24 protein-coding genes and 1 pseudogene are annotated in these 23,841 nt (G+C 37.5%); 10 read left to right on the top strand and 15 right to left on the bottom strand.

Features of this window, described 5'->3' with window-relative positions; translation table 11 throughout:
* Window positions 1-182 precede the first annotated feature (182 nt).
* Both H6G68_RS06870 and H6G68_RS06865 read right to left on the bottom strand, forming a co-directional pair.
* Window positions 183-1,298 (bottom strand): hybrid sensor histidine kinase/response regulator, encoded by a 1,116-nt coding sequence (locus tag H6G68_RS06870; protein WP_190905958.1) that lies wholly within the window; start codon window positions 1,296-1,298, stop codon window positions 183-185.
* Window positions 1,299-1,443: 145 nt separating this feature from the next.
* The gene (locus tag H6G68_RS06865) at window positions 1,444-1,671 is read right to left on the bottom strand and encodes a hypothetical protein (RefSeq protein WP_190905957.1); all 228 of its coding nucleotides are present in this window, start codon (window positions 1,669-1,671) and stop codon (window positions 1,444-1,446) included.
* Window positions 1,672-1,797: 126 nt separating this feature from the next.
* Between H6G68_RS06865 and H6G68_RS06860 the strand changes: the two genes are divergently transcribed.
* Window positions 1,798-4,176 carry an NACHT domain-containing protein gene (locus tag H6G68_RS06860; RefSeq protein WP_199332517.1) on the top strand — a complete coding sequence of 793 codons (2,379 nt, stop codon included), beginning with the start codon at window positions 1,798-1,800 and terminating at the stop codon, window positions 4,174-4,176.
* 184 nt (window positions 4,177-4,360) lie between these two features.
* Here the strand turns inward: H6G68_RS06860 and H6G68_RS06855 are convergent, their stop codons facing one another.
* From H6G68_RS06855 to H6G68_RS06845, 3 genes are all read right to left on the bottom strand, one after another.
* Entirely contained in the window at window positions 4,361-4,528 is a 168-nt protein-coding gene (locus tag H6G68_RS06855; RefSeq protein WP_199332516.1) for a hypothetical protein, read from the bottom strand.
* 99 nt (window positions 4,529-4,627) lie between these two features.
* Window positions 4,628-6,355 carry an urease subunit alpha gene (ureC, locus tag H6G68_RS06850; RefSeq protein ID WP_190905956.1) on the bottom strand — a complete coding sequence of 576 codons (1,728 nt, stop codon included), beginning with the start codon at window positions 6,353-6,355 and terminating at the stop codon, window positions 4,628-4,630.
* Window positions 6,356-6,509: 154 nt separating this feature from the next.
* The gene (locus H6G68_RS06845) at window positions 6,510-6,815 is read right to left on the bottom strand and encodes an urease subunit beta (protein WP_190905955.1); all 306 of its coding nucleotides are present in this window, start codon (window positions 6,813-6,815) and stop codon (window positions 6,510-6,512) included.
* A 407-nt stretch (window positions 6,816-7,222) separates the two neighbouring features.
* Here H6G68_RS06845 and H6G68_RS06840 point away from each other — a divergent pair, with 407 nt between their 5' ends.
* From H6G68_RS06840 to H6G68_RS06830, 3 genes and pseudogenes are all read left to right on the top strand, one after another.
* Window positions 7,223-7,405: a CsbD family protein gene (locus H6G68_RS06840; RefSeq protein ID WP_127054121.1), complete on the top strand. Its 183-nt coding sequence runs from the start codon at window positions 7,223-7,225 to the stop codon at window positions 7,403-7,405.
* A 263-nt stretch (window positions 7,406-7,668) separates the two neighbouring features.
* Window positions 7,669-7,836: pseudogene (locus H6G68_RS27090) on the top strand (CsbD family protein); the annotation flags it as partial.
* A gap of 315 nt (window positions 7,837-8,151) precedes the next feature.
* Entirely contained in the window at window positions 8,152-8,790 is a 639-nt protein-coding gene (locus H6G68_RS06830) for a hypothetical protein (RefSeq protein ID WP_190905953.1), read from the top strand.
* 47 nt (window positions 8,791-8,837) lie between these two features.
* On the opposite strand, the gene ureA is transcribed toward H6G68_RS06830, so the two are convergent.
* The 4 genes from ureA to H6G68_RS06810 all read right to left on the bottom strand — a co-directional run bounded on the left by ureA (window position 8,838) and on the right by H6G68_RS06810 (window position 12,316).
* A complete protein-coding gene (gene ureA / locus H6G68_RS06825) occupies window positions 8,838-9,140 on the bottom strand; it encodes an urease subunit gamma (protein ID WP_190905952.1) in 303 nt (100 codons plus the stop codon).
* A 35-nt stretch (window positions 9,141-9,175) separates the two neighbouring features.
* The gene (locus H6G68_RS06820) at window positions 9,176-10,015 is read right to left on the bottom strand and encodes an urease accessory protein UreD (RefSeq protein WP_190905951.1); all 840 of its coding nucleotides are present in this window, start codon (window positions 10,013-10,015) and stop codon (window positions 9,176-9,178) included.
* A 101-nt stretch (window positions 10,016-10,116) separates the two neighbouring features.
* A complete protein-coding gene (locus H6G68_RS06815; RefSeq protein ID WP_190905950.1) occupies window positions 10,117-11,403 on the bottom strand; it encodes a photosystem II assembly protein in 1,287 nt (428 codons plus the stop codon).
* Complete coding sequence (locus tag H6G68_RS06810) at window positions 11,396-12,316, bottom strand: SPL family radical SAM protein (protein ID WP_190905949.1); 921 nt, start codon at window positions 12,314-12,316, stop codon at window positions 11,396-11,398. Before H6G68_RS06810 ends, H6G68_RS06815 begins: the two co-directional genes overlap by 8 nt.
* 251 nt (window positions 12,317-12,567) lie before the next feature.
* Here H6G68_RS06810 and H6G68_RS06805 point away from each other — a divergent pair, with 251 nt between their 5' ends.
* The 3 genes from H6G68_RS06805 (at window position 12,568) to H6G68_RS06795 (ending at window position 14,196) form a co-directional block, all read left to right on the top strand.
* Complete coding sequence (locus tag H6G68_RS06805) at window positions 12,568-13,440, top strand: ParA family protein (RefSeq protein ID WP_190905948.1); 873 nt, start codon at window positions 12,568-12,570, stop codon at window positions 13,438-13,440.
* A 280-nt stretch (window positions 13,441-13,720) separates the two neighbouring features.
* Window positions 13,721-13,996, top strand: coding sequence for a hypothetical protein (locus tag H6G68_RS06800; protein WP_190905947.1), 276 nt, complete (start codon window positions 13,721-13,723; stop codon window positions 13,994-13,996).
* The gene (locus tag H6G68_RS06795) at window positions 13,996-14,196 is read left to right on the top strand and encodes a PIN domain-containing protein (RefSeq protein WP_199332515.1); all 201 of its coding nucleotides are present in this window, start codon (window positions 13,996-13,998) and stop codon (window positions 14,194-14,196) included. The genes H6G68_RS06800 and H6G68_RS06795 overlap by 1 nt, the downstream gene beginning before the upstream one ends.
* 9 nt (window positions 14,197-14,205) lie before the next feature.
* Here H6G68_RS06795 and H6G68_RS06790 read toward each other — a convergent pair whose 3' ends face one another.
* The 4 genes from H6G68_RS06790 to groES all read right to left on the bottom strand — a co-directional run bounded on the left by H6G68_RS06790 (window position 14,206) and on the right by groES (window position 19,014).
* Window positions 14,206-14,496: a hypothetical protein gene (locus tag H6G68_RS06790; RefSeq protein ID WP_190905946.1), complete on the bottom strand. Its 291-nt coding sequence runs from the start codon at window positions 14,494-14,496 to the stop codon at window positions 14,206-14,208.
* Window positions 14,497-14,772: 276 nt separating this feature from the next.
* The gene (locus H6G68_RS06785; protein WP_190905945.1) at window positions 14,773-16,749 is read right to left on the bottom strand and encodes a WD40 domain-containing protein; all 1,977 of its coding nucleotides are present in this window, start codon (window positions 16,747-16,749) and stop codon (window positions 14,773-14,775) included.
* Between the two features lie 179 nt (window positions 16,750-16,928).
* On the bottom strand, window positions 16,929-18,566 hold the full coding sequence (gene groL / locus H6G68_RS06780) for a chaperonin GroEL (RefSeq protein WP_190905944.1): 1,638 nt from the start codon (window positions 18,564-18,566) through the stop codon (window positions 16,929-16,931).
* Window positions 18,567-18,702: 136 nt separating this feature from the next.
* Complete coding sequence (gene groES / locus H6G68_RS06775; protein ID WP_016951426.1) at window positions 18,703-19,014, bottom strand: co-chaperone GroES; 312 nt, start codon at window positions 19,012-19,014, stop codon at window positions 18,703-18,705.
* A gap of 536 nt (window positions 19,015-19,550) precedes the next feature.
* On the opposite strand from groES, the gene H6G68_RS06770 reads away from it, so the two are divergent.
* The 3 genes from H6G68_RS06770 to H6G68_RS06760 all read left to right on the top strand — a co-directional run bounded on the left by H6G68_RS06770 (window position 19,551) and on the right by H6G68_RS06760 (window position 21,799).
* A complete protein-coding gene (locus H6G68_RS06770) occupies window positions 19,551-19,718 on the top strand; it encodes a hypothetical protein (protein WP_158624041.1) in 168 nt (55 codons plus the stop codon).
* A 336-nt stretch (window positions 19,719-20,054) separates the two neighbouring features.
* Window positions 20,055-20,732 (top strand): response regulator transcription factor, encoded by a 678-nt coding sequence (locus H6G68_RS06765; protein ID WP_071190900.1) that lies wholly within the window; start codon window positions 20,055-20,057, stop codon window positions 20,730-20,732.
* A gap of 515 nt (window positions 20,733-21,247) precedes the next feature.
* Window positions 21,248-21,799 (top strand): REP-associated tyrosine transposase, encoded by a 552-nt coding sequence (locus H6G68_RS06760; RefSeq protein ID WP_190905943.1) that lies wholly within the window; start codon window positions 21,248-21,250, stop codon window positions 21,797-21,799.
* A gap of 135 nt (window positions 21,800-21,934) precedes the next feature.
* Here H6G68_RS06760 and asnS read toward each other — a convergent pair whose 3' ends face one another.
* A complete protein-coding gene (gene asnS, locus H6G68_RS06755; RefSeq protein WP_190905942.1) occupies window positions 21,935-23,326 on the bottom strand; it encodes an asparagine--tRNA ligase in 1,392 nt (463 codons plus the stop codon).
* Window positions 23,327-23,424: 98 nt separating this feature from the next.
* Entirely contained in the window at window positions 23,425-23,793 is a 369-nt protein-coding gene (locus tag H6G68_RS06750; protein ID WP_071190897.1) for a sll0565 family protein, read from the bottom strand.
* Window positions 23,794-23,841: the final 48 nt, after the last annotated feature.

Here is a 23,841-nt window from a genome sequence, read left to right as displayed (position 1 = left end):
TGAATTTGGATTTTTGAATTGTTTACTCCCTTCTAGAAGAATACGGATTAAATGAAATGCTTCAATGAACCGCGTATCCCTTACGGGACCGTAAGGAAAGACGCGAAGTGCGCGAAGGAAGAAGGAGGAAGGAAGAAGGAGGAAGGAAGAAGATAAGTAATCTTTTGCTGGGAAGGGGGTAATCAAGATTTTATGGGTAAATTAACAATGAAAATACTACCTTGACCTAATTCAGATTTTACATGAATAAAACCTTGATGTGCTTCTGCAATACGACGCGCCAAGTATAGTCCTAATCCACTACCAGAACGGTTGTGATTACCTTGACGAAATCGTTCAAATAAGGTGGGTTGTTCTTCTGGAGGAATACCAGAACCTGTATCAGCTACTTCAATAATATTTATAAGTTGGTCTGTTTTTTCTGGTCTATGTTGACACTTGAGGCGGATGGTAACTGAACCGGAATCTGTAAATTTGATAGCGTTACCTATCAGGTTTGTAAATAGACGATTTAGTTCTAAGCGATCGCCCATGAAGGTTTTTGTGGTTAAGTTATCAGATAATTCTAGATTTATAGATAGCGCTTTTTCTGCGGCTAGAGGGGCTAATTCTCCAGCGATTTCTTTAAGTAACTGGCTGAGATTAACTGGTTGAAATGTGAGAGTTTTGCGCCCTGCTTCAAAGCGATAAACTTCTAATAAGGTATTAACCATAGTTAGCAGGTTGATGTTACTACGCGCCATGATAGTCATGACTTCCTGCATTGGCGGTGATAACTCTCCTAAAGCACCTTGCTGTAATAGGCTTAACATCCGATCTGCGGCTACTAAGGGAGTGCGTAAGTCATGGGTGAGACGGGAAACGAAATCTTGGCGCTGGAGGGCAATTTCATCACGTTCATCTATACTATGTTTGAGTCGTAAGAGCGATCGCACTCTGGCTAATAATTCATCGATAGTTACGGGTTTGCGGATAAAGTCATCAGCACCTAAATCCAATCCTTGGGCGACGTTAGGGGTATCGTGGGCAGTAATTAGTAAGATGGGGATATATTGCTGCAAATTCATTTCGCTACGAATACATCTAGTTACTTCATAGCCATCCATTCCTGGCATCATTAAATCCAGTAACACCAAATCACAGGGAGATGCTTGAAGTTGTGCCATTGCTTCAGCACCATTTTCAGCAGTACTAATTATATAGCCTTCGGTTTCTAAGATGGTTTTGACGAGAAAGATATTATCAGGAGAGTCGTCTACAACTAGTATTTTGCCGGTGCGAGGAGATTTTGAACTCATAGACTTGGAAAGGTAGAGGGAAAAAGTCAACTTTTCTTAGGTTAGCTGAATCTGTAACCATCTATGAGTGATACGCTTCAGCAATAGAGTTTTTGTAAGAGTCTAGTGTCCCTTCAGTATCTTACACATAGATTTTTAATACAACTCATTTGTTTTTGGGTTGTTTATTTGTTGTGTCTTGGGTAACGGGGTTGAGAGGCGTTTTCAGTAAAATCCAATCGATATAAAGCACAAGTATCTGCGTTTTCAGGTAGTTATTGAGATTCTGGCTATTTTCATCCTTCAGCAGCCATTTCCACAATTTTTCCAGCAGTAGCGTCAGGATAACTTCAAGAGATTTGTTGAGTAGTTGGGGGATTAGAGTTTCTAGCATTGCGAGTGTCTCATTTGTTTGACTGAGTTCAATGTCGCAATTTTCTTTTGGAGTTATTTATTTGACTTACTCTTGACTTGTTTTGACTTACCCTGACTTGCCTTGATTATACGTAAATCGCCGAAAATGCAAGCTAAACTGGAATTTACAGAGTTTTTTATTGCATCTATGTCGTTACCTGAAGATTTCCTGAAACAACTCGAACAATACAGCGAATTATCAAACAGAGAGAAGGAAGTTTTTATAGAAATCTTTGGAAGTGGGAAAAGTCGAGTACAAGTAACACAGACGCTTAATATCGGGGAAAGCAATCTCAATACTTGTCTATCGGGTATTTACAAGAAGTTTCAGATTACAGGTAGTGGACCTGTGAAAGAACCCCGTTTGCGAGAATATTTAGAAAAGCGGTATTCACAACTAAAACCTCCTATAAATGCAAATGCTGATATTGCAGATCATGAAATTGATAGTTTAGTTAAAGAAATTCGCACTTTGGTAAAACCCCACATCAAAGAAAAATGTGGAACTATGCGCGTTTTAGATATGGAACAACCGATAGAGTTAACGGGTGAAAGAGGTATTTATACAAATGTCAACATTTTGGAGAAACTAAACCGAAACCGACGCATAGAAATTGCTGAACTTTTGCAAAACTGTAACCCTGAAGAATTTGATCGTTTTGGACTTAGCGGAATAAAAGAGGAAAGAGTACCAGGACTAGAAGCAGTAAAACGTCATAGTAAACTGATGGTTTTAGGAAAACCGGGAGCAGGTAAAACCACATTTTTAAAATATTTAGCAATGCACTGTATTGAAGGGGAGTTTTTAACAAATAAAGTACCGTTTTTCATCACCATGAAAGAATTTGCAGAAAAGCCCAAACAGCCAGATTTATTAGAATATCTTGCTCAACAATTATCAGTTTGTAATGTTAAAAATGCTGAAGATAAAATAGACAAACTTCTGAGACAAGGTAGAGGATTAATTTTGCTGGATGGTTTAGATGAAGTTCGACAAGAAGATAGCAAGCACATATTAAGACAAATTAGAGAAATATGTAATTTTATTAAAAATCAATTTGTTATCACTTGTAGAATAGCAGCCAATGACTATATATTTCAGGGATTTACAGATGTCGAAGTAGCAGATTTTGACGATGAACAAATTAAATTTTTTACCAAACAATGGTTTCAAAACAGAAAACCTGATAAAATAGAAAGATTCATTCAAAAGATAGAAGATAATCAACCGATTAAAGAATTAGCAACCAATCCACTTCTCCTAACTTTGTTATGCCTCATTTTTGAAGAAAAAGGAAAATTCAAGAACACTCGTTATGACTTGTACGAAGAAGGGGTAGAACTATTATTAGAAAAGTGGGATGCCAGTAGAGATATCGAGCGTGATGAAATATACAAAACTTTATCTACCAGAAGAAAAGAAGATTTATTAAGCAAAATTGCAATTACTACTTTTGAATCTGGAAATTATTTTTTCAAAGAAAATGATGCTGAAATATTAATTTCTGAATATATTTATAATTTACTCAATTTTAAGACTAAACAGGAGATTTTAGATATAGAAAGCAAAAATGTTCTAAAATCTATCGTATCACAGCACGGATTATTGCTGGAAAGAGCAAAAGGTATTTATTCATTTTCTCACCTAACTTTTCATGAATACTTTGCAGCAAGAGAAATATCTGATAATTCTGATTGGGGTATTTTAGTAGCACATATAACTGAGAAACGCTGGCGCGAGGTTTTTTTATTAACTATAGAAAGGATTAAAAAAGCCGATAATTTGTTATATTTAATGAAATTAAAAACTGATAAATTATTGGAGAACGACGATAAATTACAAGAGTTTATACACTGGGTAAGTAAAAAGGAATCATTAGTAAAATCTGATTTTAAACCAGGAATAATTCGTTCCTTCTACTTCAATCTAGGTCTTACATCATTTAACAGCATTGATGCATACTATGGGTATGATACCTTAAATTTACTTGATAGTGTAGATTACTTTGATATTGAGAGTGTTAATCAAAAAAAATCTTTTACCGGCAATTTACCTGATGAACTCATACTTGACCTCTGGTTAATGTTAGATTTTGACCCTAACCTCAACTTCAACCTTGACTATCAATTACAGCAAGAACTTGAATTATTAACAAATAAAATTCCTACTTTAAACAGAAATCAGGAATGGCTATATGAAAATGATGATTGGTGGACTAAACAGGAAAATGTTGAATGGTGGCAATCTCATGGGTATACGTGGACAGAGGAATTAAGAGATACAATTATTAAGTATCGTAATATTGGACATGATTGGCAATTCAGTAAGTCACAAAAGTATATATTGCAAAAATATTATAATGCTAATATCTTTTTACTAGAATGCCTTTATAGCAATTGTTATGTTAGCCGCGAAGTTAGACAATACATTGAGAATACTTTACTTTTACCCATGAGTGAAATAGAAACGATAAAGAAACAATGATGTTATGCGTAATTAGAAGCGAATTAGGAAAATTAGTTAGGACATTTTCTCTATTTAACTTTCAATAGTAATCTTATGTGAGAAATGTGTAAATTCATTTATAGAAAGAATCTCTTTTTTATGCAGTTTTATTAATGCAGATAAATTATTAATTTTTTTACTGCATTAATAACAACATTTAAAGTTATGTTAATAATTTCTGAAATTCGGAAATTGAAGGAATAGAAATTGCTCTTTTTAGCAGTGTTTTCAATACAGATGAATCATTGATATTATTCACTGCATCAATAATAAATGTTGGTACTTCACCAAATCGCGTTTCCAAGACTTCAATCAGATTATCTCTTCCCATTTGTAAAATACCTTCTTGCAGTCCTTCCTCAATTCCTTCCTGTTTTGCTAATCTTTCAATCTAAGGGCTATCGTAATCGGTAGATTGTTCAGTCATAACCTAAAACAAAAAGTATCTTTGTGCCATTGGTAAAACTGTTGCAGGTTCACAAGTTAATAATTCACCATCTGCACGAACTTCGTAGGTTTCTGGGTCTACTTCAATATGAGGTAAAGCATCATTTAATTTCATATCCAGCTTACTAATTTGCCGTGTTCCTGAAACTGCAACTGCTGTTTTTTGTAACCCTAATTGTTGGGTAATTTCTCTTTCTAAACTTGCTTGAGAAACAAAAGTTAATGATGTCGCGTTTCTAGCACCTGCAAAACTACCAAACATGGGGCGTGCGTGTACAGGCTGTGGTGTGGGAATACTAGCATTTGCATCACCCATTTGCGCCCAAGCAATCATTCCCCCTTTAATCACGATTTCTGGTTTCACTCCAAAAAATGCAGGTTTCCACAAACACAAATCTGCTAATTTCCCCGCTTCCACTGACCCCACATATTCAGAAATCCCATGTGTAACCGCTGGGTTAATTGTATATTTAGCAACATATCTTTTTGCACGAAGATTGTCTGACCTCTCCCCCAACCCCTCTCCTGGTAGGAGAGGGGAGAGTGTTCCGCGTTGTACCTTCATTTTGTGGGCGGTTTGCCAAGTCCGAATTATTACTTCTCCCACACGACCCATCGCTTGGGAATCGGAAGCAATCATACTAAACGCGCCTAAATCGTGCAGAATATCTTCAGCAGCGATAGTTTCTCGACGAATGCGGGACTCAGCAAAAGAGACATCTTCAGGAATTGCGGGATCTAAGTGATGACATACCATCAACATATCCAGATGTTCATCTAGAGTGTTGACGGTGTAAGGACGGGTGGGGTTGGTGGAAGATGGTAAAACGTTGGTTAGTCCGCACACCTTGATGATATCCGGTGCGTGTCCTCCCCCTGCGCCTTCGGTATGGTAGGTGTGAATAGCACGATGTTTAAAAGCCGCAATAGTATCTTCGACAAATCCGGCTTCGTTTAATGTATCGGTGTGTATTGCAACTTGCACATCATATTCATCAGCAACGGTGAGAGAGGTGTCAATAGTTGCGGGGGTTGTTCCCCAGTCTTCATGGAGTTTTAACCCCATTGCACCGGCGTGGATTTGTTCTACAAGTCCTTGGGGTTGACTGGTGTTACCTTTGCCTAAAAAGCCGATATTGACGGGGAAAGCATCAGCCGCTTGCAGCATTCGGTACATATTCCAGGGGCCGGGAGTGCAGGTGGTGGCGTTTGTACCTGTTGCGGGGCCTGTTCCTCCACCTATCATTGTGGTGATACCTGATGCGATCGCCACTTCAATCTGTTGGGGACATATAAAATGGATGTGGGTATCTATTCCCCCCGCTGTGAGAATCATTCCTTCCCCGGCTAAAGCTTCGGTTCCGGGGCCAATAATAATATCTATGTTGTCTTGAATATAGGGATTTCCGGCTTTACCAATTTTAAATATTTTCCCATCTTTAATGCCGATATCTGCTTTGACAATTCCCCACCAATCGAGAATCAAAGCATTAGTAATTACTAAATCTACAGCACCATCATGATTAGAAATTGGGGATTGTCCCATTCCGTCTCTGATGACTTTTCCTCCACCAAATTTTACTTCGTCGCCGTAGGTTGTGAAGTCTTGTTCGACTTCGATAAATAATTCTGTGTCAGCTAGTCTAATTCTGTCGCCTACTGTTGGTCCGTAGGTATCGGCGTAGGCTTGGCGGTTCATTTTGTAGGGCATATTTTATCCTTTTTTTTTAACGCTGAGGGACGCTGAGGTTAGCGCGGAGGTACGCGGAGGGTTTTTTTAGAGGTTCATTTTGTAGGATATATTTTATCCTTTTTTTTAACGCTGAGGGACGCTGAGGTTAGCGCGGAGGTACGCGGAGGGTTTTTTAGAGGTTGCCGTTAATTTTGGCGTTGAAGCCGTAGATTTGGCGTGTACCGAGGAGGGGGATTAATGTTATTTCTTTTTCGTCTCCTGGTTCAAATCTCACGGCTGTTCCTGCGGGGATGTCTAATCTCATTCCTCGCGCTTTTTCTCTGTCAAAATGTAGGGCGGTGTTGACTTCGTAAAAGTGAAAATGTGAACCTATTTGAATTGGTCTATCTCCTGTATTTGCTACTATTAATTTTGTGGTTTGATGACCTGCATTTAATTCAATTTCCCCTGGTACTGTGATTATTTCTCCGGGAATCATAATTTGGTTTTCCTGATTTACAGCTTTTCTCAGAATTAGACAAATGGTTTAAAAGCTTGAGGACATAGTTCTGCAATATCTTGATATCTAGAACTCGCCGATGTGTTTGCAAGCATTTATAGTTCCTTTACATTATACAATCAAGCTGCATAGTAGCTTAATTATGTCTTTAGGTATAAAAATAAACTGATTATTGGTGTTAAGCTATAAAAATAATCACCCAGTACTGAAACAGAGTAATTTGTTAAGTCACCTCTAACAATCGGCTGCACCGTATAATTCCTGTGATGCTGGCAACTCTCAAGTCCGGTTTTGGATTAGAGGTGAAGAGTGGCGATATTCTCATGTTCATAGCGGTAATGTGATTTTAAATTCATTTAATCTGGAAAATTAATACGGAGATAATTATGAGCTTAGAAAAACGGGTTGAAGCAACTGCCAAAAATATTGAAGGCAAAGTTCAAGAAGTTGTAGGCAATATTACGGGAGATCCCCAAGCTCAAGCTGAAGGTCAGGCAAAACAAGTCGAAGCAAGCGGTATTCACGTTGTTGAAAATGTGAAAGATCAAGTCAAAAAAATTATTGACTAAGAGTGTCATTTTTCTGGAAAGTATAAATAGCCATCAAACTATCTATACTTTCTAGTTATGCGCTTTTAGTTAATAGTCAAATCAATGCCTTAAAAATAAAAGTTTGGGAATTTAGAATGATTTTATTTCAACAAGCTCGGAAATTATTGCTCACTATTAGCCTAGTTTTATTAGTGTCAACTTCTATAGGATTGGGTTTAGCACCTGGAGATAGTTGGGCTGCAACTTCACTCACTGATATAAGCGGTCAAACCCATATTCAAATAGCAATGATGGATAGAGCAAAGGCAGTCTCTAAGAATATTGAAGGCAAAGCTCAAGAAGCTTTCGGTAATGTTACTGGCGACCCAAAAGACCAAGTTGTTGGTAAAGCTAAACAAGCTGAAAGCCAAGTTCGTAACACAATGGAAGATGTGAAAAGCAATGTTCGTTTATCAGGAAGAGCAAAGGCAGTCTCTAAAAATCTTGACGGCAAAACTCAAGCAGCAGCTGGCAATATTACAGGTGATCTGAAAGACCAAGTTGTAGGCAAAGCTAAACAAGCTGAAAGCCAAGTTCGTAACACTGTGGAAGATGTGAAAGCCAAGGTTCAAGACCTCTTCAATTAAGAAATATCAAACATCGGGTTTACATCATAATAGCGACATTCAAAAGCCGTTCAGTCATTGCTAATTTTGACTGAACAGAGGCAGCTTTTTTGAATTTGTTTGTGTCCTAATTCCACTAATGATTTCTGGTAGCAACATATGACTAATCTCAATAATCCTAATCCTAATAACCGTGACGATAATGTCAGGAATGATAAATCTGGGTCTTATGATCACGGTTACTCTGATGGTCGTGTCTCTGGAACAAATCTGAAGAACGAAGCCCTAGAAGCACGCGATCAAAATAATACCGCTAGTGGCCTGATAATTGGTATGGGTATTACCGCTTTGCTGGGAATGGGTGGACTTGCTTACTACTTTTGGGGGCGGCCAACTACCAACTCAGTAATTATTGTACCTGCTCCTGCTGCCTCTCAACAGCCAGCTAAACAGACAACGATCATCGAAAAGACGAATACTGTTGAGCGTGTTCCCGTACCCGTATCTGTTCCTACTCCTGCTCAACAAAGAGCGCCTAATGTCAACGTTAAAGTTGATGTTCCCCAGCCACAAGCACCTAAACAAGAGAAGACAGATGTTAAGGTGATTGCCCCTAATAATCCACAGCCTGCTCCCGCTCAACAGAACACGACGATTAACGTAGCTCCTGCTGAATCATCCACCAAGACTCCAACATCGACCTCTACCCCAGATAAGTCGAGTTCTAACACGCAGACATCTCCTAATACGCCTAAGGCGAATTCAGATGCTGGTACTACAACGAATTCAAACCCATAGCAAAACAAGTCTTTATCTTCTCTTTCTCCTATCTTAATGGGTTTTCATTAACGAATAGGATTATGTACAGTAACTAACTTTGTCCCATCAGGAAAAGTGGCTTCTACCTGCACATCATGAATCATTTCTGGTACACCTTCCATGACATCATCACGAGTTAATAAAGTTGTGCCATAACTCATCAAATCTGCTACAGTTTCACCATCTCTTGCACCTTCCAAAATAGCAGCAGAAATAAAAGCAACTGCTTCGGGATAATTCAATTTCAAACCTCTATTTTTTCGTCTTTCCGCTACTAATGCAGCAGTAAAAATTAATAACTTATCCTTTTCCTGGGGTGTAAGCTGCATTCTTGTCTCTGTCCTCTGTGCCTGGAGTGGTTAGTTTAAATTTGCCATACTCTGGGAATACAATTACCACGATTTAACAAAGATACTCGTAAAATTTGCCAAATATTTGTAAACCAATTTCTGACTTCAGATGTAGAATTACCACGATATCGACACAAAAATCCATGTGGTAAGCGAGTTACTCCAGCCCCAGAGTTGTGAATAATTAAAGAACGGGCTTTGTCAACTATTTCTCCAGGAATGGGACTTCCTACCCAAACTAGAGTACCTACAACGGGGTTTCCTGCTAACCCGTGGGGACTGTGAAATACTTCTTCGCTACCGGGTACGATTTGTCTATCAATCCACAACGGAATACCATTTTGCCAGATTTCTGTGTGCGATCGCATTTCTCCCTCTAAAAACTTTTCTCCTCTCGCACTCCTTCCCAACCGTGTAATTTCCCAGCCGATAAAGCTAGAATTGGTATCTAAATTTACTTTTAAATCTTGGCGATAAACAGCACCGTTGAATAAAATAGTCTCTTGAGGTAAATATTCTAAACAAGCATTAGCATCAATTTGGATATTTACCGTTTGTCTTGCGGGTAAGCCGTTACTGCGATATACCTTACCTGCTGCGGCTGTGGTGATTAATGTTTGGGAATTTTTTTCGAGGTGAATTTCGGAGGATAAGCGATCGCCCCCCACAATGCCCCCAGCCGTGTGTAAAATGACGCTATGGCAAACTTCCTGTCCTTCTGGGTAAAAGGGGCGTTGTACCTTGAAAGGGGCTTGATAGTGGTTGTAAATTAATTGGGTGGAATCTTGGCGATTAGCATAAACTAAATTAAGTTTGCCATGCCAACCTGGCTTTGTTTCTGGGTTCTGTGTCATTTATATAAATGAAAATTATATTTTATTTAACCTTAGACATTTTGTAAAAGTTTCAGAAATAAATATTTAACCTCAGATAAATTTGGCTGATGAAATCTTGTCTACGGTTTTTTAGCTAAGATTATATAATCATCTAAAGTATAGTTTGACTCATATTTCTGTCTAAAATACTTTTGGATGATTGGAGTCATATACACTTGCTTAGGTAGTTTCTCTCTCGCAAATTTAGCAAATTCAGCAGCAGATAAAGATATTCTGGAAGCCGTTGAGGTTAAATACTTATACCAAACCAATTCTAATTCAAGTTCTGCTAAAAATTTGCATACTAAAATTTTTTCTTGGTTTTTATCTTCAAGTTTCTGCGTATTATAAATTTTAAATAACTTTTTATCTTGCACAATTAACAGTACATAACCTTGATGATTTAAACTTTGAGCGAATATTTGTTTATATATATTATTTGCTTCCTGATTTTTAACTGTATCGTTAAAAAAACAATGGGAAATAACTATAAAATTAAAAAACTTTTTAGGGATATTATTAGATTTTTCATTCCAGGTAAATATGTCATCAGTCACAAAGCGAAAATAAGTATTTCCGGGACTAATACGAGATTCAATATATCTTCTCCAAAACTGAAGCCCTCGATATTGGAAAGCATCTTGTTTTTCTAAAGAATAGTAAGATACGTGCATTTGGGGAATCTCAAAGAAGCCGCTAAAACTTTGGAGAAATAAAGCTAAACCATAAGCACTTGTTCCCGGGCCAGCTGCAATATCGAGAATATTAAACTTTGTCGGTAGTAACTCATCTTGGTAAATTAAAAACCAGGCTAAATATAGACAATATACATTTTCTAAAAAATATTTCATAAAATAGACATGAGGAGTCAAACTAAAGCGATAATCTGGATCTTGTCCAATTTTTAAGTTATTAATATCCTCAAGAGCATCTTCTAACTTAATCGCTAATTGTTGATCAGGAATTTTACTAAATTCTTCTTGGAGATATTCAACTAGCTGAATTTCAAAATCTTCAAATATAGGCTTATCAATACCAGTAGCTTGTAATTTATATTCATCATGCTGCACTAAATTAAAAGCTTTATATATATACTGAATAAATTCTGCTTCTAGCTTTAATGACAAATGAGATTTTGGTTGTGTTGCTTCGGCTAATCGTTTAGTTAAATTGGCTTTTTCACGTTTATATTCCTGGGAATTACGTTCAAGTTGAAGCTTATCCCGAAATAATTTCTCTAACCAAGAAAAACTTGCACCTGACTTTTGAATTTCCTGCAAAATCTGCACAGCACGTCGGTTATCACCACGCTGTAAAGCTGATTTAAACTTTTGACTTCTCCACCAATTAATAATAAAATTACTCATAACCAAATCCGTCTTTACCTTCTTTAATTTCTACACCCGGAAGCCGAGCAATTAACTTTTTTTTAAATTTCAAATAACTCGATTTATCTGATTCATACCACCAAGCATACTTTTGTTTTATTTCCTCAGCTTCTTGACGAGTTGATGCTACAAGAGATCGATTATTGTTAACATGGAAATCTTGAATCACCACTCTATCAGCAATTGCTAATTTTTCAATAAAAGCAAATTCATCATTCGCTAAAGTTGGGAGTAAAGGCGTAATTGTAATAGAAATTTTAGGAATAAAACCTTTACTATTATCAATATTTTTTTTGATTTTAGCCAAAGCATTTAGTCTGGCTTTGATACTAGGTGAACGAGGTTCAAAATCCTTTCTTACAGATTCACTTCCCGTGGGAATACTCATATTAATTCGCAAGCGTTGAAACCTTTGTAAATAATCAATATCTCTGGTGATAATTGGACTGCGAGTTTGAATTACCAAAGTTGGACGATAATCAAGCATCACCTCTAATAAACTGCGAGTTAATTTATATTTAGATTCCAATGGTTGATAAGGATCTGTAACGCTACTCATATAAATTATCGGAGGCTGATTCGGATTTTTTTTATACCATTTTTCTAATTCTTTCCCTAGAATTTCCGCTGCATTTTCTTTATAAATTACCCATTTACCCCAATCCTGACGCATTTTAGTATTAGGACTAAAAGCCGCAGCATAACAATAACTACAACCATATTGACAACCCCGATAAGGATTGAGAGTAAAGTCATAAGCAGCAATAAAACCAGTGGCTTTAGTTAACAGTGATTTAGCATTTTGGAAATAAATATTCGTATCTCCAAATTTTTCTTTAACTAAGTTCGTTGGTGTACCTTCGCAATAACCTTCATACTGTATTTTGACCATATTTAAACCTACTTTTAGCTTCAACTCTGTCATCTGCCATAACAGATACTTTTAATCTAGCTAATAAATAAATTTAAATATAATTCAAACCGTTAGACAAACGTATATACACGGATAATAGTATAATTAGTAAATACTAACTTTGCTTTCACAGCCCATAACCGCAATGGGGAAACTTAAGCTGTGACTTTTGTGCCATTTCAGGCAAAAATAGAATAGTATCTCCAGAAATACAGCATCTACCAAAAAATATGGCAGCTAAAGTAATTAGTGTTTGCAACCTCAAGGGTGGAGTTGGCAAAACCACCCTCGTTATGGCCTTAGCAGAGTATTTGGCAGGAGATACAATGTATGGTAAGCGGGTTCTGACTATTGATTTAGATCCCCAAACTAACTTAACTACTGCTTTAATGGCGGAAGAAGTCTGGGAATGGCAATATAATAACAGGCGTTTGACATTGCCTTATTTATTTAAAAATGCTGATTTTTTTGTAAACAATGGTAATTATCATAAATTTATAGTTAAAGAAGAAGTTTCTAATGTCAGAAACAAAAACTCTTTCAATTGTTTACATCTAATCCCTAGCAGTCCAGGATTATTTGAAGTCCAAGAGTATTTACCAGAAAGTTCAGTTTCTATTTTGCGTCAAATTCTCAAGCCCTTATTAGCAGAATATGACTACATCTTAATAGACTGTCCACCCAGTATTAATAATATTATCAAAAGCGCGTTTTATGCTAGTGATTTTTGTATTATTCCCTGTGTACCTAGCCGAATGTCAATTCACGGTTTAGAACTATTACTTGAACAGATTGAAAAATTTAACAAAGATTATGAACATAACCTAGAACCAGTCGGAACTTTAATTTCTCGTTATAACGGAACTGTATCCCAAACTCACAATTTAAATTTTATTATCGTTAATCCCTTTTTCCCACCAACGTTTTATACAAAAATACCTGAAAGGGCAAAAATTGCTGAAAGCCTAGATTTTAGTATGCAGTTAACATATAAACAAAAATATGGAGAATGTCATGAATCTATGGTTAACCTAACCAAAGAATTTATGCAAAGAGTAGAGAGTAGTGCAATTTATGCACCATTAATGGCTAGTTTATTGTGATAGTTTAAATCTGTAATTGATTAGAACTAAATAGGAGACAGGTATGGCGTGAATATTTAGTTTATCAGCAGAATGTGGCTCTTTTGATTGTGAGTTGAATCGAAACTCAAAATTCTCTCTGCACCTCTGCGCCTCTGCGTGCAAAAAAAAAATCAATAGTTGTAGCAAATCGTTGGATAAAATGGCTCTACATAGTATTAAATATACCATGATATTGATTCCGTTTAACCCAACGATTTGCTATAATAAAACTAACTAAACTTTTACTACAAAAAATATTATGCCATCACCTAAAATTATTGAACTTGAACAAATATTACAAACTTACTCCATTGAAGATAAACAATGGTTATTACAACAGTTAATTCAACAACTGGGATTAAATAATCAAGAAAAACCACCAGTAAATTATAAACAACAAGCAAAAGAGATTATTGCGGAAACTCTCAGTGAAGTTTTAGCTTTATCCAACGACTGCGAAGAGGAAGTTTGGCAAAAATTTGATGCCGCAAGTGGAAGAATATCGGCAAAATTAAATGAATCGGATTTTTTATAATGTCTTTTCAAAAATTTGATTCACCAAAACCTTTAGTAATTGTAGATACATCTGTTTTTATCTCGGCTTTATTGAGTAAAAACCAAAATAGTGCGCCTTGTCAAATTATTATATTCTGGCGAGAAGGTAAATTTAATCTAGTAATTTCTCCACAAATATTAGAGGAATTAGTTGAAAAATTATTAGCAAAAAATATTTAAATAACCCATTTACCCTCGTTTTACAGATTCATCAAAAATTTGCATTTGCTCTGGAGTGAAATCATTCAGCATTCCTGAAACTAGATGTAAAGATAATATTCTTTTAATTCGTTTGGTTAATGCTTCCACAGAAATACTATTCACATCAGGAACAGCTACAGGATCAAAATTACGGGTGATATTTTCAATCATTTCCTGTCTATTTAGATTTTCTCGGTAAAGAGGATTATTGTCAATCAATTTGTTAACAATTGGAGTGAATTTTTGATAATTGGATTGTTGGTTAATACTTTGAGTCATAGTTTTATCTCCTCAAAATTATATGGTTGTTGAATCACTTAATATCATCATTATAAAATTGATAATATAAAGTTAAAATTCTTGGTTCTTCGGTACTTTTTATGGAGAACCCAGTTCAAAATCATTGAAAGCCTTATTGTGTCGGCATTTCATTCAAAATATGGGCATTATAGTTTATAATCCTTGCCCCGTAAGGGTTTTGTGATAAACAATCCTCAACCTCCATAAAACAGACGCAAGAGCCAAATTCTTGATGTCCTTCTTTCTAGAATTTTATTACTCACACTTCCAAATTTTAATTGTTTTATCAGCACTACCACTCACAAGAGTTTTTCCATCAGGACTAAAAGCAATTGAATGAACAGTTGATGAATGTCCAGAAAGAGTATTTATTAATTCTTTTGTACCTAGATGCCAGAGTTTAATTGTATAATCATTACTTCCACTAGCTAAAAAATGTCCATCAGGACTAAAGGCAACACTACATACAGTGTTTGTATGCCCAGAAAAGGTGTGAATTAATTCACCTTTTGACGAATACCAAATTTTAATAGAATTATCAACACTTCCACTAGCAAAAGTCTTACCATCAGGGCTAATAGCTAAACTAAGAACAGTGCCTAAATGTGCAGCAAGAGTGTGAACTACCAGCCCAGTTTTCATATCCCATATTTTTATAGTACTGTCGCTACTACCACTAATTAATGTCTGTCCATCAGGACTAAATGCCAGAGATACAACGAATTTTTCATGTCCAGTTAGAGTAGAAATTAACTCTCCATTAATTAAATTCCATATTTTAATAGTTGTATCATCACTTCCCGTAGCGAGAGTTTTACCATCAGGGCTAAATACAACTGACTCAACATCTGCTGAATGTCCAGTAAAAGTTGTTCCTGTTCGGGAATACCATAATCTAACTGTATCATCATAGCTACCACTAGCTAGTGTCTGTCCATCAGGACTAAACGCAACGGTACGAACATAATTAGAATGACCATTAAAGGTGCAAATCATTTCTCCATTCTGTAAGTTCCAAACCTTAATATTATTATCCCCCCCTCCACTAGCAAAAGTTTTACCATTTGGATTAATAGCAACAGAATAAACAGTATTTAAATGTCCAGTCAAAGTATGGATACATCGCCAATTTTGTTTTTTCTTACTTTCAAAATCTGCTAATAGTTTCAAATCCTTATTATATATTTCTCGATAATCTTGACAGATTAAACTTAGCTGTTCATTAATCTTGTTTGTCCAGTCTGAAGGAATATCAGCTTCTATATTCAATAACTGTGGTTCATAATTTGGATCAATATTTAAATAATACCAATCTGCCAAAAAAGCCGCTAATAACTTATGCAAAGTAACAATAGTCTGTCTAATTATGCGGAAACTTTGTTTTTCATCATTTCCAGCTTCATCAAGTTGCTTTTTTACTTCTTCCCAGTTCCAAGGTTCAAAAGATAAAGATACTGGTTTTTGCAGTCCCCAAAACCGAACATTAAAATAAACTTCGTGATCTGTAATATCAGTATAAATAATGGCAGTAGGCACAGCAGATAAAATTGTCTCTAGCTGCTTAACTTCAGCATCAAAAACAGAACGCTCAAAATATTTACCATAAAATTCTACTGGGCATAAATCACCTTGAAGTGAATAATGCTTTTCTAAGAATATTTTTAATTGATTGCGAATTTCTTTATTGAGACTATCACGAAATGATACAGGGAAATCTTCGCTAATATCTGGAGGTGGAACTAACATTAATAAACGTGGTTTCTCTTGTTCCTCAACAAATATTCTTTGTACTTCATCACGACTTAAAATACCTGGCCATTTTTGCTGATCAAAAATAGCCTGAATTTCTTTTTTCTTAATTTCAATCTCTTGGGTTGTTTTTTCTCGAATTACATCTAAGTATAAAGCACTTAATTTACGTCTATCTTCTAATTCTTCCTGTTTTAATTGCAAAGCTCTTTCTTCTCTTTCTGCCTTAGCTGCGGCAATTTGTATATCTGTTTTTAAGCGTACTTCTTGAACTTGCAGTAATTCTTTCTCTCTAGCTTCTCGACGGTTATAGTAATCTATTTCTGCCTGACGCACTCGCGTATCTTGTCGAACACTTTCAATTTTTGCAGGTAAATTACGTTTCTTTTCTTTACCAAATTTCTGCTCAATAAAAGCAGAAACTATTTGGTCACCAGTTTGGAGAACAAAACCAACAACAGCACCAATAATATTAAATCCCATAAGTAAGTGTTAAACCGGAATATTGACAATATTTGGTCAATATTAACACAATACGGTATTCTCCACTCACTTAACCTAATCTATATCTACTTCTCCGCGCCTCTGCGCCTCTGCGTGCAAAAAAAACAGCCGCCCCCTTACGGAAGCGGCCATTATTTAAACTAATCTAGGAAAAGATTTTAGTAATCAAAATCTCCGCCACCCATACCAGCACCAGCAGCAGGAGCGCCATCCTTAGGCTCAGGCTTGTCAACAACGATACATTCGGTTGTCAACACCATTCCCGCAATAGAAGCCGCATTTTGCAGCGCAGAACGAGTTACTTTCGCAGGATCAACAATCCCAGCTTCCAACATATCAACGAATTCGTTGGTAGCTGCGTTGAAACCTACATTGAAATCCTTCTCTTTCACACGTTCAGCAATGACAGCGCCATTCTGACCGGCATTTTCTGCAATTCTCTTCAGAGGTGCAGGTAAAGCACGAGCCACAATTAAAGCACCAGTCAACTCTTCATCCTTGAGGTTAGCCTTAGCCCACTCTTCCAACTGAGGAGCGAGGTGAGCTAGGGTTGTACCACCACCAGGAACAATACCTTCTTCTACAGCAGCTTTGGTAGCGTTGATAGCATCTTCCAAGCGCAGCTTCTTGTCCTTCATTTCGGTTTCGGTAGCTGCACCAACTTTCACAACAGCTACACCACCAGACAATTTAGCCAAACGCTCTTGCAGTTTTTCTTTGTCGTAGGAAGATTCGGTTTCTTCCATTTGACGACGGATTTGTTCGCAACGAGCCTTAACTGGAGCTTCGTTACCTTCAGCAACAATTGTGGTGCTGTCTTTGGTGATGGTGATGCGGCGAGCTTTACCCAGGCTATCTAGCTTGGTGGTATCCAGCTTCAAACCAGCATCTTCGGTGATGAGTAGACCACCAGTCAAGACAGCAATATCTTCTAGCATAGCCTTACGGCGATCGCCAAAACCAGGAGCCTTAACAGCCGCAACATTGAGTACACCGCGCAAACGGTTAACTACCAAGGTTGCCAAAGCTTCTTTTTCGATATCTTCGGCGATAATCACCAAAGGACGACCAGAACGAGCTACTTGCTCAAGTACAGGAACTAAATCTTGGACTAAAGCAATTTTCTTGTCTGTCAACAAGATGTAAGGCTCATCGAAAACCGTTTCCATCCGCTCTGCATCAGTAGCGAAGTAAGGAGAGATATAGCCTTTGTCAAAGCGCATCCCTTCGGTGATTTCGAGTTCGGTGGTCATAGACTTCCCTTCTTCTAGGGAAATTACGCCTTCTTTACCCACCTTATCCATAGCTTGAGCAATCATGCTGCCGACTTCTTCGTCGTTACCAGCGGAGATTGCCGCAACTTGTGCGATCGCTTTAGAATCTTCTACAGGACGAGCGTGTTCAGCAATTCTTTCTACTAAAAACGCAGATGCTTTATCAATACCGCGCTTCAGCAAAATCGCATTAGCACCAGCTGCAACGTTCCGCAAGCCTTCCTTAACGATCGCATGAGCCAAAACGGTAGCGGTGGTTGTACCATCACCCGCAGCGTCATTGGTCTTAGAAGCAGCTTGACGAATTAGCGCCACACCTGTGTTTTCAATGTGGTCTTCTAATTCAATTTCTTTAGCGATGGTGACACCGTCATTAACGATTTGTGGTGCGCCAAATTTCTTCTCTAGAACTACGTTGCGACCTTTAGGTCCAAGGGTAACAGCTACAGCCTCAGCTAAGATATCAATACCGCGTTCTAGAGCGCGACGGGCGTTTTCGTTGTAAATAATGCGCTTTGCCATATAAGTCTAAATCCAGGTAAAGGTAATAACTTAAAATTTGTCTTGAATTTGGGGATTGGGGATTGGGGATTGGTAATTGGTCATAGGGGAGAACTTTTTTCCAGTCCCTACATACCTCATACCCCTCATCACCCTTTTAGATCACGACTGCTAGAATATCCTTCTCAGAAAGCAGTACATATTCTTCAGTACCGAGCTTGATGTCAGTGCCTGCATACTTGGAGTACAGCACCTTATCGCCGATTTTAATTTCCATTTCCTGACGATTACCATCGTCATTACGCTTGCCAGGACCAAGGGCTACTACTTCCCCTACTTGGGGCTTTTCCTTAGCGGTGTCTGGCAAATACAGACCACCTGCGGTCTTTTCTTCAGCGGCGGTCACTTTCACGAAAACGCGATCGCCCAAAGGTTGAACTGTAGAAACGCTTAGAGATACAGCTGCCATAAAAATTTTTCTTGCCTTGTTAGCACTCTCGACTCCTGAGTGCTAATTTACCGAAGAGCAGCATCCAATGGCAATAATTCCAGGTGTACGGGTTCCCGAACTATGAAGGCGCAGCTATACTTAAGTATTTATACTTAATTAGTATAGTTGTCAGGTTTTGTTGCGTAGGTAATGAATATTTTTATATGGACAACTTTATTTGCAAAGCTGGCAAATTGTTATAGAACTGTAATCAGGGAGCCGCTTAATGAGTAACATTGCCGTCCAATCCCCAAAACTACTAAAACTGTGGAACTTAAAACCTCAAGTCATTGTTTGGACAATCTAGAACTGGCAAATATTCACCAAACAGCTTGCTGTTTTTTCTGAGCAGATGGTTGCTCACTCCTGGTTAAAACAAGCTAGTCTGGAATCCGGGAAATGCTTGCAAGAGCCACTCAAGGAGCCACCTCTCAACCAAATGCTTTCTTCGTCATCCCATTTGCATCTTCAGAACTAAATCCAACTGCTTGCGTGTTTGTTGTTCTAGGCAGATAATGGTAGTTTACCCAGATGGGGTCTGGTATAGCCAAACGAAACCGGAAGTCATTGAGCGGATCATCCAAGAACACTTAATCGGCAGAATGGTGGTGGTTGAAGGATATGCATTTTTGACCCATCCTTTGCCAGAAACTTACCCTGTTTCTCGTAAACCTCTGAAATAGAGGCTTAACATCCAAAGGATATAATAGAGCAGCAGTCAGCGAATGAAAGTGCGGGTTAGTTTTGAGCTAGGATGATCTTTCAGTCAATACTGAAGTTGTCAACCAAAAGGATTTTGATTTTATCAATCTTTTTTAGCCCGCCCCTTTCAAAGCCGTATATAATAGCGCATTATAAATACTGTTGCTCTCCGTATCCTTACTGGACTTTTGCCATCCAGCTACTAGTAAGATTGAAAGTGACCGTCACTTTTTAGACTTCCAGGCAGCAAGGGCAAGTTAAGTGGGAAAAAAAGCATCTCAATAATCCACCATAGAGGATAACTATTCAAGACCTTGATGGATCGAAGCGCGACAAGTGCCACTGCTATGAAAGAGCCCAGCATGAAAGATCACAAACGACTTCTATTGATTGACGATGACCCTAACCTCATCTTGCTGGTGAAGGATTACTTAGAATTCCGGGGATACGAAGTCATCACCGCCGAAAATGGACGAGAAGCTCTGGAAATTTTAGAACATGAAGTTCCAGACATGATCATCTGTGACGTGATGATGCCGGAAATGGACGGATATACTTTCGTTGAACAAGTCCGGCAAAACGAACGTACTAGTTGGATACCTGTTCTTTTCCTTTCCGCTAAGGGACAAAGTGCAGACCGAGTTAAAGGTCTGAACAAAGGTGCTGACGTGTACATGGTCAAGCCCTTTGAACCAGAAGAACTCGTAGCACAAGTAGAATCCTCACTCAAGCAAACTATCCGTTGGAAAGAACACCAGACAAAGGGAGGGGAAAACGGTTCCCGTATCCAGGTTCCCTTCGATGTGCAGTTAACCCCAACAGAACTGAAAGTAGTTCAGTTTGTAGCCAGAGGTTTAGCTAACCGGGAAATCGCTGAAGAATTAAATGTCAGTCAGCGTACTGTTGAAAGCCATGTATCCAATATGTTGGGTAAAACCAATCTCCACAACCGCACCGAACTAGCGCGTTGGGCAATTGAAAATCAAATGGCTTAAACCCACTGCTGATTTGGTGAAATTTTAAAGTTATGAGTTTTGAGTTACAGTGTCCTAACTCAAAACTCAAAACTAGAATTTTTCTTTTGCATTCAGCCTGAAAGCTAATAAATTATGAATTGTGAAGTCAAATTTGGATTTTCTAAATTCAAACTTCATAATTCATATTTTATGATACAGTCCTTAACTCCTATCTTCCAACCCGGATATCACCTAAAAATATCACTACATCACCCCACGTAAATCTCCTAATTTCCCCAACAACAAAGGGAATATCGCTGGTTGGTGCAAGATATAAGTTTCCATAAAACAGAGAATTAATTAAAAGTCGGTCTTTTAAATATACGCATATAAATAATTACATCTATACTGCCGTCAGTACAGTTAATTGAAGTTGATTTATTGATAAGCAATCATATTAAAACCGTAGGGTGGGTTAGCGAAAGCGTAACCCACCAAAAACCCATGAAACAAAAACCCATAAACCCACAAACTTCAATAATATAGATAATCCTATGCCTGACTACAGAAGATACACTCTTGCAGGAGGTACATATTTTTTTACAGGAGTTACCTATCAACGCCAGAAATGGCTATGCACTGAAATCGGAAGAAATACATTACGTCTAGCTATCAATCACGTTCGCAAAAAATATCTTTTTGTTATTGATGCTATGGTTTTATTACCAGATCATCTACATTGTATATGGACATTACCTATAGAAGACAGTGATTATTCAACAAGATGGCGTTTAATTAAAACATTTGTAACCAAACACTGTGCAGAAAAATTAGCACTTGAGGCTCAAATTTCACCTTCACGCCAAAAGCAAAAAGAAAGTAATCTTTGGCAGCGTCGGTTTTGGGAACATACAATTAAAGATGAAATAGACTTTGCTGCTCACTGTGATTATATACATTATAATCCCATCAAACATGGATTATGTACAACAGCAAAACAATGGGAATTTTCCAGTTTTCATCGCTTTGTTTCTCAAGGTATTTATCCAGAAAATTGGGGAAGTGAACAAATACCGAATTTAATCAATGATGTTGAATTTGAATAGGGGTAAACCACCATTTTTATCTAGTAAATAGTGATCATGTAGAGTCGGTTAGCAACAATGTAATCCACCATTATCCTGAAGTTTATGGTGGGTTACGGACTACCGTCCTAACCCACCCTACCATTAAAACTACAATTAAAACTCTGCGCTTTGTGGTGTACGTGGGAACGGAATTACATCTCGAATATTTCCCATACCCGTCATAAATTGTACCAATCTTTCAAACCCCAAACCAAAACCAGCATGGGGAACAGTACCATAACGACGCAAATCTAAATACCACCACAAATCTTCTGGGTTCATACCTTGGGCTAAAACCCGTTTTTCTAATACATCAAGTCTTTCTTCCCGTTGAGAACCGCCAATTATTTCGCCTATTTTGGGTGCGAGAATATCCATAGCGCGGACGGTTTTTTCATCATCACTCAACCGCATATAAAAGGCTTTGATTTTGGCTGGATAATCTGTAACAATCACAGGCTTTTTAAACAGTTGTTCTGCTAAATAGCGTTCATGTTCTGATTGCAAATCTGCACCCCAACTAACAGGATAATCAAATTTAACATCAGCCTTTTCTAAAAGTTTGACTGCTTCTGTATAAGTCAATCTTTCAAATTGATTATTAATAATGTTATTTGCGGTTTCTAAAACAGTCTTATCAATACGTTCATTAAAAAATTCCATGTCTTCTGGACAAGTTTCTAATACATATTTAAAGATATATTTCAGAAACTCTTCCGCTAAATCCATATCACCTTCTAAATCACAAAAAGCCATTTCTGGTTCAACCATCCAAAATTCTGCTAAGTGACGAGAAGTATTAGAATTTTCAGCCCGGAATGTAGGGCCAAAGGTGTAGACGTTAGTAAAAGCCATTGCCATAATTTCGGCTTCTAATTGTCCACTGACTGTTAAATAAGCTGGTTTGCTAAAGAAGTCTTGGCTATAATCAATTTCTTGATTTTCGCTGCGGGGAACATTCTTTAAATTGAAATTGGTAACGCTAAATAATTCTCCAGCACCTTCACAGTCACTAGCGGTAATAATGGGAGTATGTACCCACAAAAATCCTTTTTCTTGGAAGAATTGGTGAATAGCTGCTGAACAAGCATTTCTCACCCGAAATACTGCACCAAAGGAGTTGGTTCTAGAACGCAAATGTGCAATGGTGCGTAGAAACTCAAAGGAATGGCGTTTCTTTTGCAGAGGATATGTATCGGGATCAGCATCACCGTAGACTTTAACGCTATCAGCTTTTAATTCTATGCGCTGTCCTTTTCCTTGGGAAGCGACAAGTACACCTGTTATTTCTACAGAAGCACCAGTATTGATTTTTTTTAAGATTCCTTCGTAGTCTGGTAAATCTTGATTAATGACAATTTGCAAATTACCTAATGAAGAACCATCATTAACTTCTAAAAAAGCAAAACCTTTTAACTCGCGTTTTGTTCTTACCCAACCTTGAACTACTAAAGACTCTTCAGGTTGACCAGTTTTTAATATTTCTGCAATTCGGCGATTTACCATTTTCTACAATTTGTATTTTGTAAATGTGTATAGTTTTTATTTTAAGAAAAATTAACAATTAAGCCAATCCTACCTAATTTTACAATCCCAAATTAGAACTACCCAACCCAAGATTTTAATAACCAACCGATAATAACTCCCATTCCCCCAAAGCGGACTACTTGCCAAAAAGGTCTTTTCAGACTCGTCCAAGAAAACAACTGGCTTTCCAAATTTATTTCTAAGGCTTCCAATTGTTGTTGAATGCGTTTTAACTCCTTTTTGATTCCTGGGTGCTGATGCTTATTTTGCTTGAGATTCTTTAATTCTTGTTGCCATTGTGCCTTTTGTTCTTGATCCCTTTGTACTTGGGCATACCGTTCTTTCAATAATAAGAGCGAATTTTCCACTTCTTCCAGTTCTTGTGCAAAATCAGCTTCGGGATTTTCCTCTGGTGACGGTTGGGTTGATTGTTTGGGCGGCTTCATCGACAAACTAGTAAACTAGGATAATTAATCAATAGTCATTGGTCATTA

The sequence above is a fragment of the Anabaena catenula FACHB-362 genome (assembly GCF_014698735.1).
Taxonomy (GTDB): domain Bacteria; phylum Cyanobacteriota; class Cyanobacteriia; order Cyanobacteriales; family Nostocaceae; genus Anabaena; species Anabaena variabilis_A.
This window is presented reverse-complemented; position numbering and strand designations above follow the sequence as displayed.

Bases quoted from the DNA above. Each gene is read 5' to 3' on its own strand.
- H6G68_RS06855 (WP_199332516.1), bottom strand. From the start codon at position 4,528: ATGGGAAGAGATAATCTGATTGAAGTCTTGGAAACGCGATTTGGTGAA.
- H6G68_RS06845 (WP_190905955.1), bottom strand. From the start codon at position 6,815: ATGATTCCCGGAGAAATAATCACAGTACCAGGGGAAATTGAATTAAAT.
- H6G68_RS06815 (WP_190905950.1), bottom strand. From the start codon at position 11,403: ATGAGTAATTTTATTATTAATTGGTGGAGAAGTCAAAAGTTTAAATCA.
- H6G68_RS06840 (WP_127054121.1), top strand. From the start codon at position 7,223: ATGAGCTTAGAAAAACGGGTTGAAGCAACTGCCAAAAATATTGAAGGC.
- groL (WP_190905944.1), bottom strand. From the start codon at position 18,566: ATGGCAAAGCGCATTATTTACAACGAAAACGCCCGTCGCGCTCTAGAA.
- H6G68_RS06865 (WP_190905957.1), bottom strand. From the start codon at position 1,671: ATGCTAGAAACTCTAATCCCCCAACTACTCAACAAATCTCTTGAAGTT.
- H6G68_RS06830 (WP_190905953.1), top strand. From the start codon at position 8,152: ATGACTAATCTCAATAATCCTAATCCTAATAACCGTGACGATAATGTC.
- H6G68_RS06820 (WP_190905951.1), bottom strand. From the start codon at position 10,015: ATGACACAGAACCCAGAAACAAAGCCAGGTTGGCATGGCAAACTTAAT.
- asnS (WP_190905942.1), bottom strand. From the start codon at position 23,326: ATGGTAAATCGCCGAATTGCAGAAATATTAAAAACTGGTCAACCTGAA.
- ureA (WP_190905952.1), bottom strand. From the start codon at position 9,140: ATGCAGCTTACACCCCAGGAAAAGGATAAGTTATTAATTTTTACTGCT.
- H6G68_RS06790 (WP_190905946.1), bottom strand. From the start codon at position 14,496: ATGACTCAAAGTATTAACCAACAATCCAATTATCAAAAATTCACTCCA.
- H6G68_RS06770 (WP_158624041.1), top strand. From the start codon at position 19,551: ATGGTAGTTTACCCAGATGGGGTCTGGTATAGCCAAACGAAACCGGAA.
- H6G68_RS06800 (WP_190905947.1), top strand. From the start codon at position 13,721: ATGCCATCACCTAAAATTATTGAACTTGAACAAATATTACAAACTTAC.
- H6G68_RS06750 (WP_071190897.1), bottom strand. From the start codon at position 23,793: ATGAAGCCGCCCAAACAATCAACCCAACCGTCACCAGAGGAAAATCCC.
- H6G68_RS06805 (WP_190905948.1), top strand. From the start codon at position 12,568: ATGGCAGCTAAAGTAATTAGTGTTTGCAACCTCAAGGGTGGAGTTGGC.
- H6G68_RS06765 (WP_071190900.1), top strand. From the start codon at position 20,055: ATGGATCGAAGCGCGACAAGTGCCACTGCTATGAAAGAGCCCAGCATG.
- H6G68_RS06785 (WP_190905945.1), bottom strand. From the start codon at position 16,749: ATGGGATTTAATATTATTGGTGCTGTTGTTGGTTTTGTTCTCCAAACT.
- H6G68_RS06795 (WP_199332515.1), top strand. From the start codon at position 13,996: ATGTCTTTTCAAAAATTTGATTCACCAAAACCTTTAGTAATTGTAGAT.
- ureC (WP_190905956.1), bottom strand. From the start codon at position 6,355: ATGCCCTACAAAATGAACCGCCAAGCCTACGCCGATACCTACGGACCA.
- groES (WP_016951426.1), bottom strand. From the start codon at position 19,014: ATGGCAGCTGTATCTCTAAGCGTTTCTACAGTTCAACCTTTGGGCGAT.
- H6G68_RS06760 (WP_190905943.1), top strand. From the start codon at position 21,248: ATGCCTGACTACAGAAGATACACTCTTGCAGGAGGTACATATTTTTTT.
- H6G68_RS06810 (WP_190905949.1), bottom strand. From the start codon at position 12,316: ATGGTCAAAATACAGTATGAAGGTTATTGCGAAGGTACACCAACGAAC.
- H6G68_RS06870 (WP_190905958.1), bottom strand. From the start codon at position 1,298: ATGAGTTCAAAATCTCCTCGCACCGGCAAAATACTAGTTGTAGACGAC.
- H6G68_RS06860 (WP_199332517.1), top strand. From the start codon at position 1,798: ATGCAAGCTAAACTGGAATTTACAGAGTTTTTTATTGCATCTATGTCG.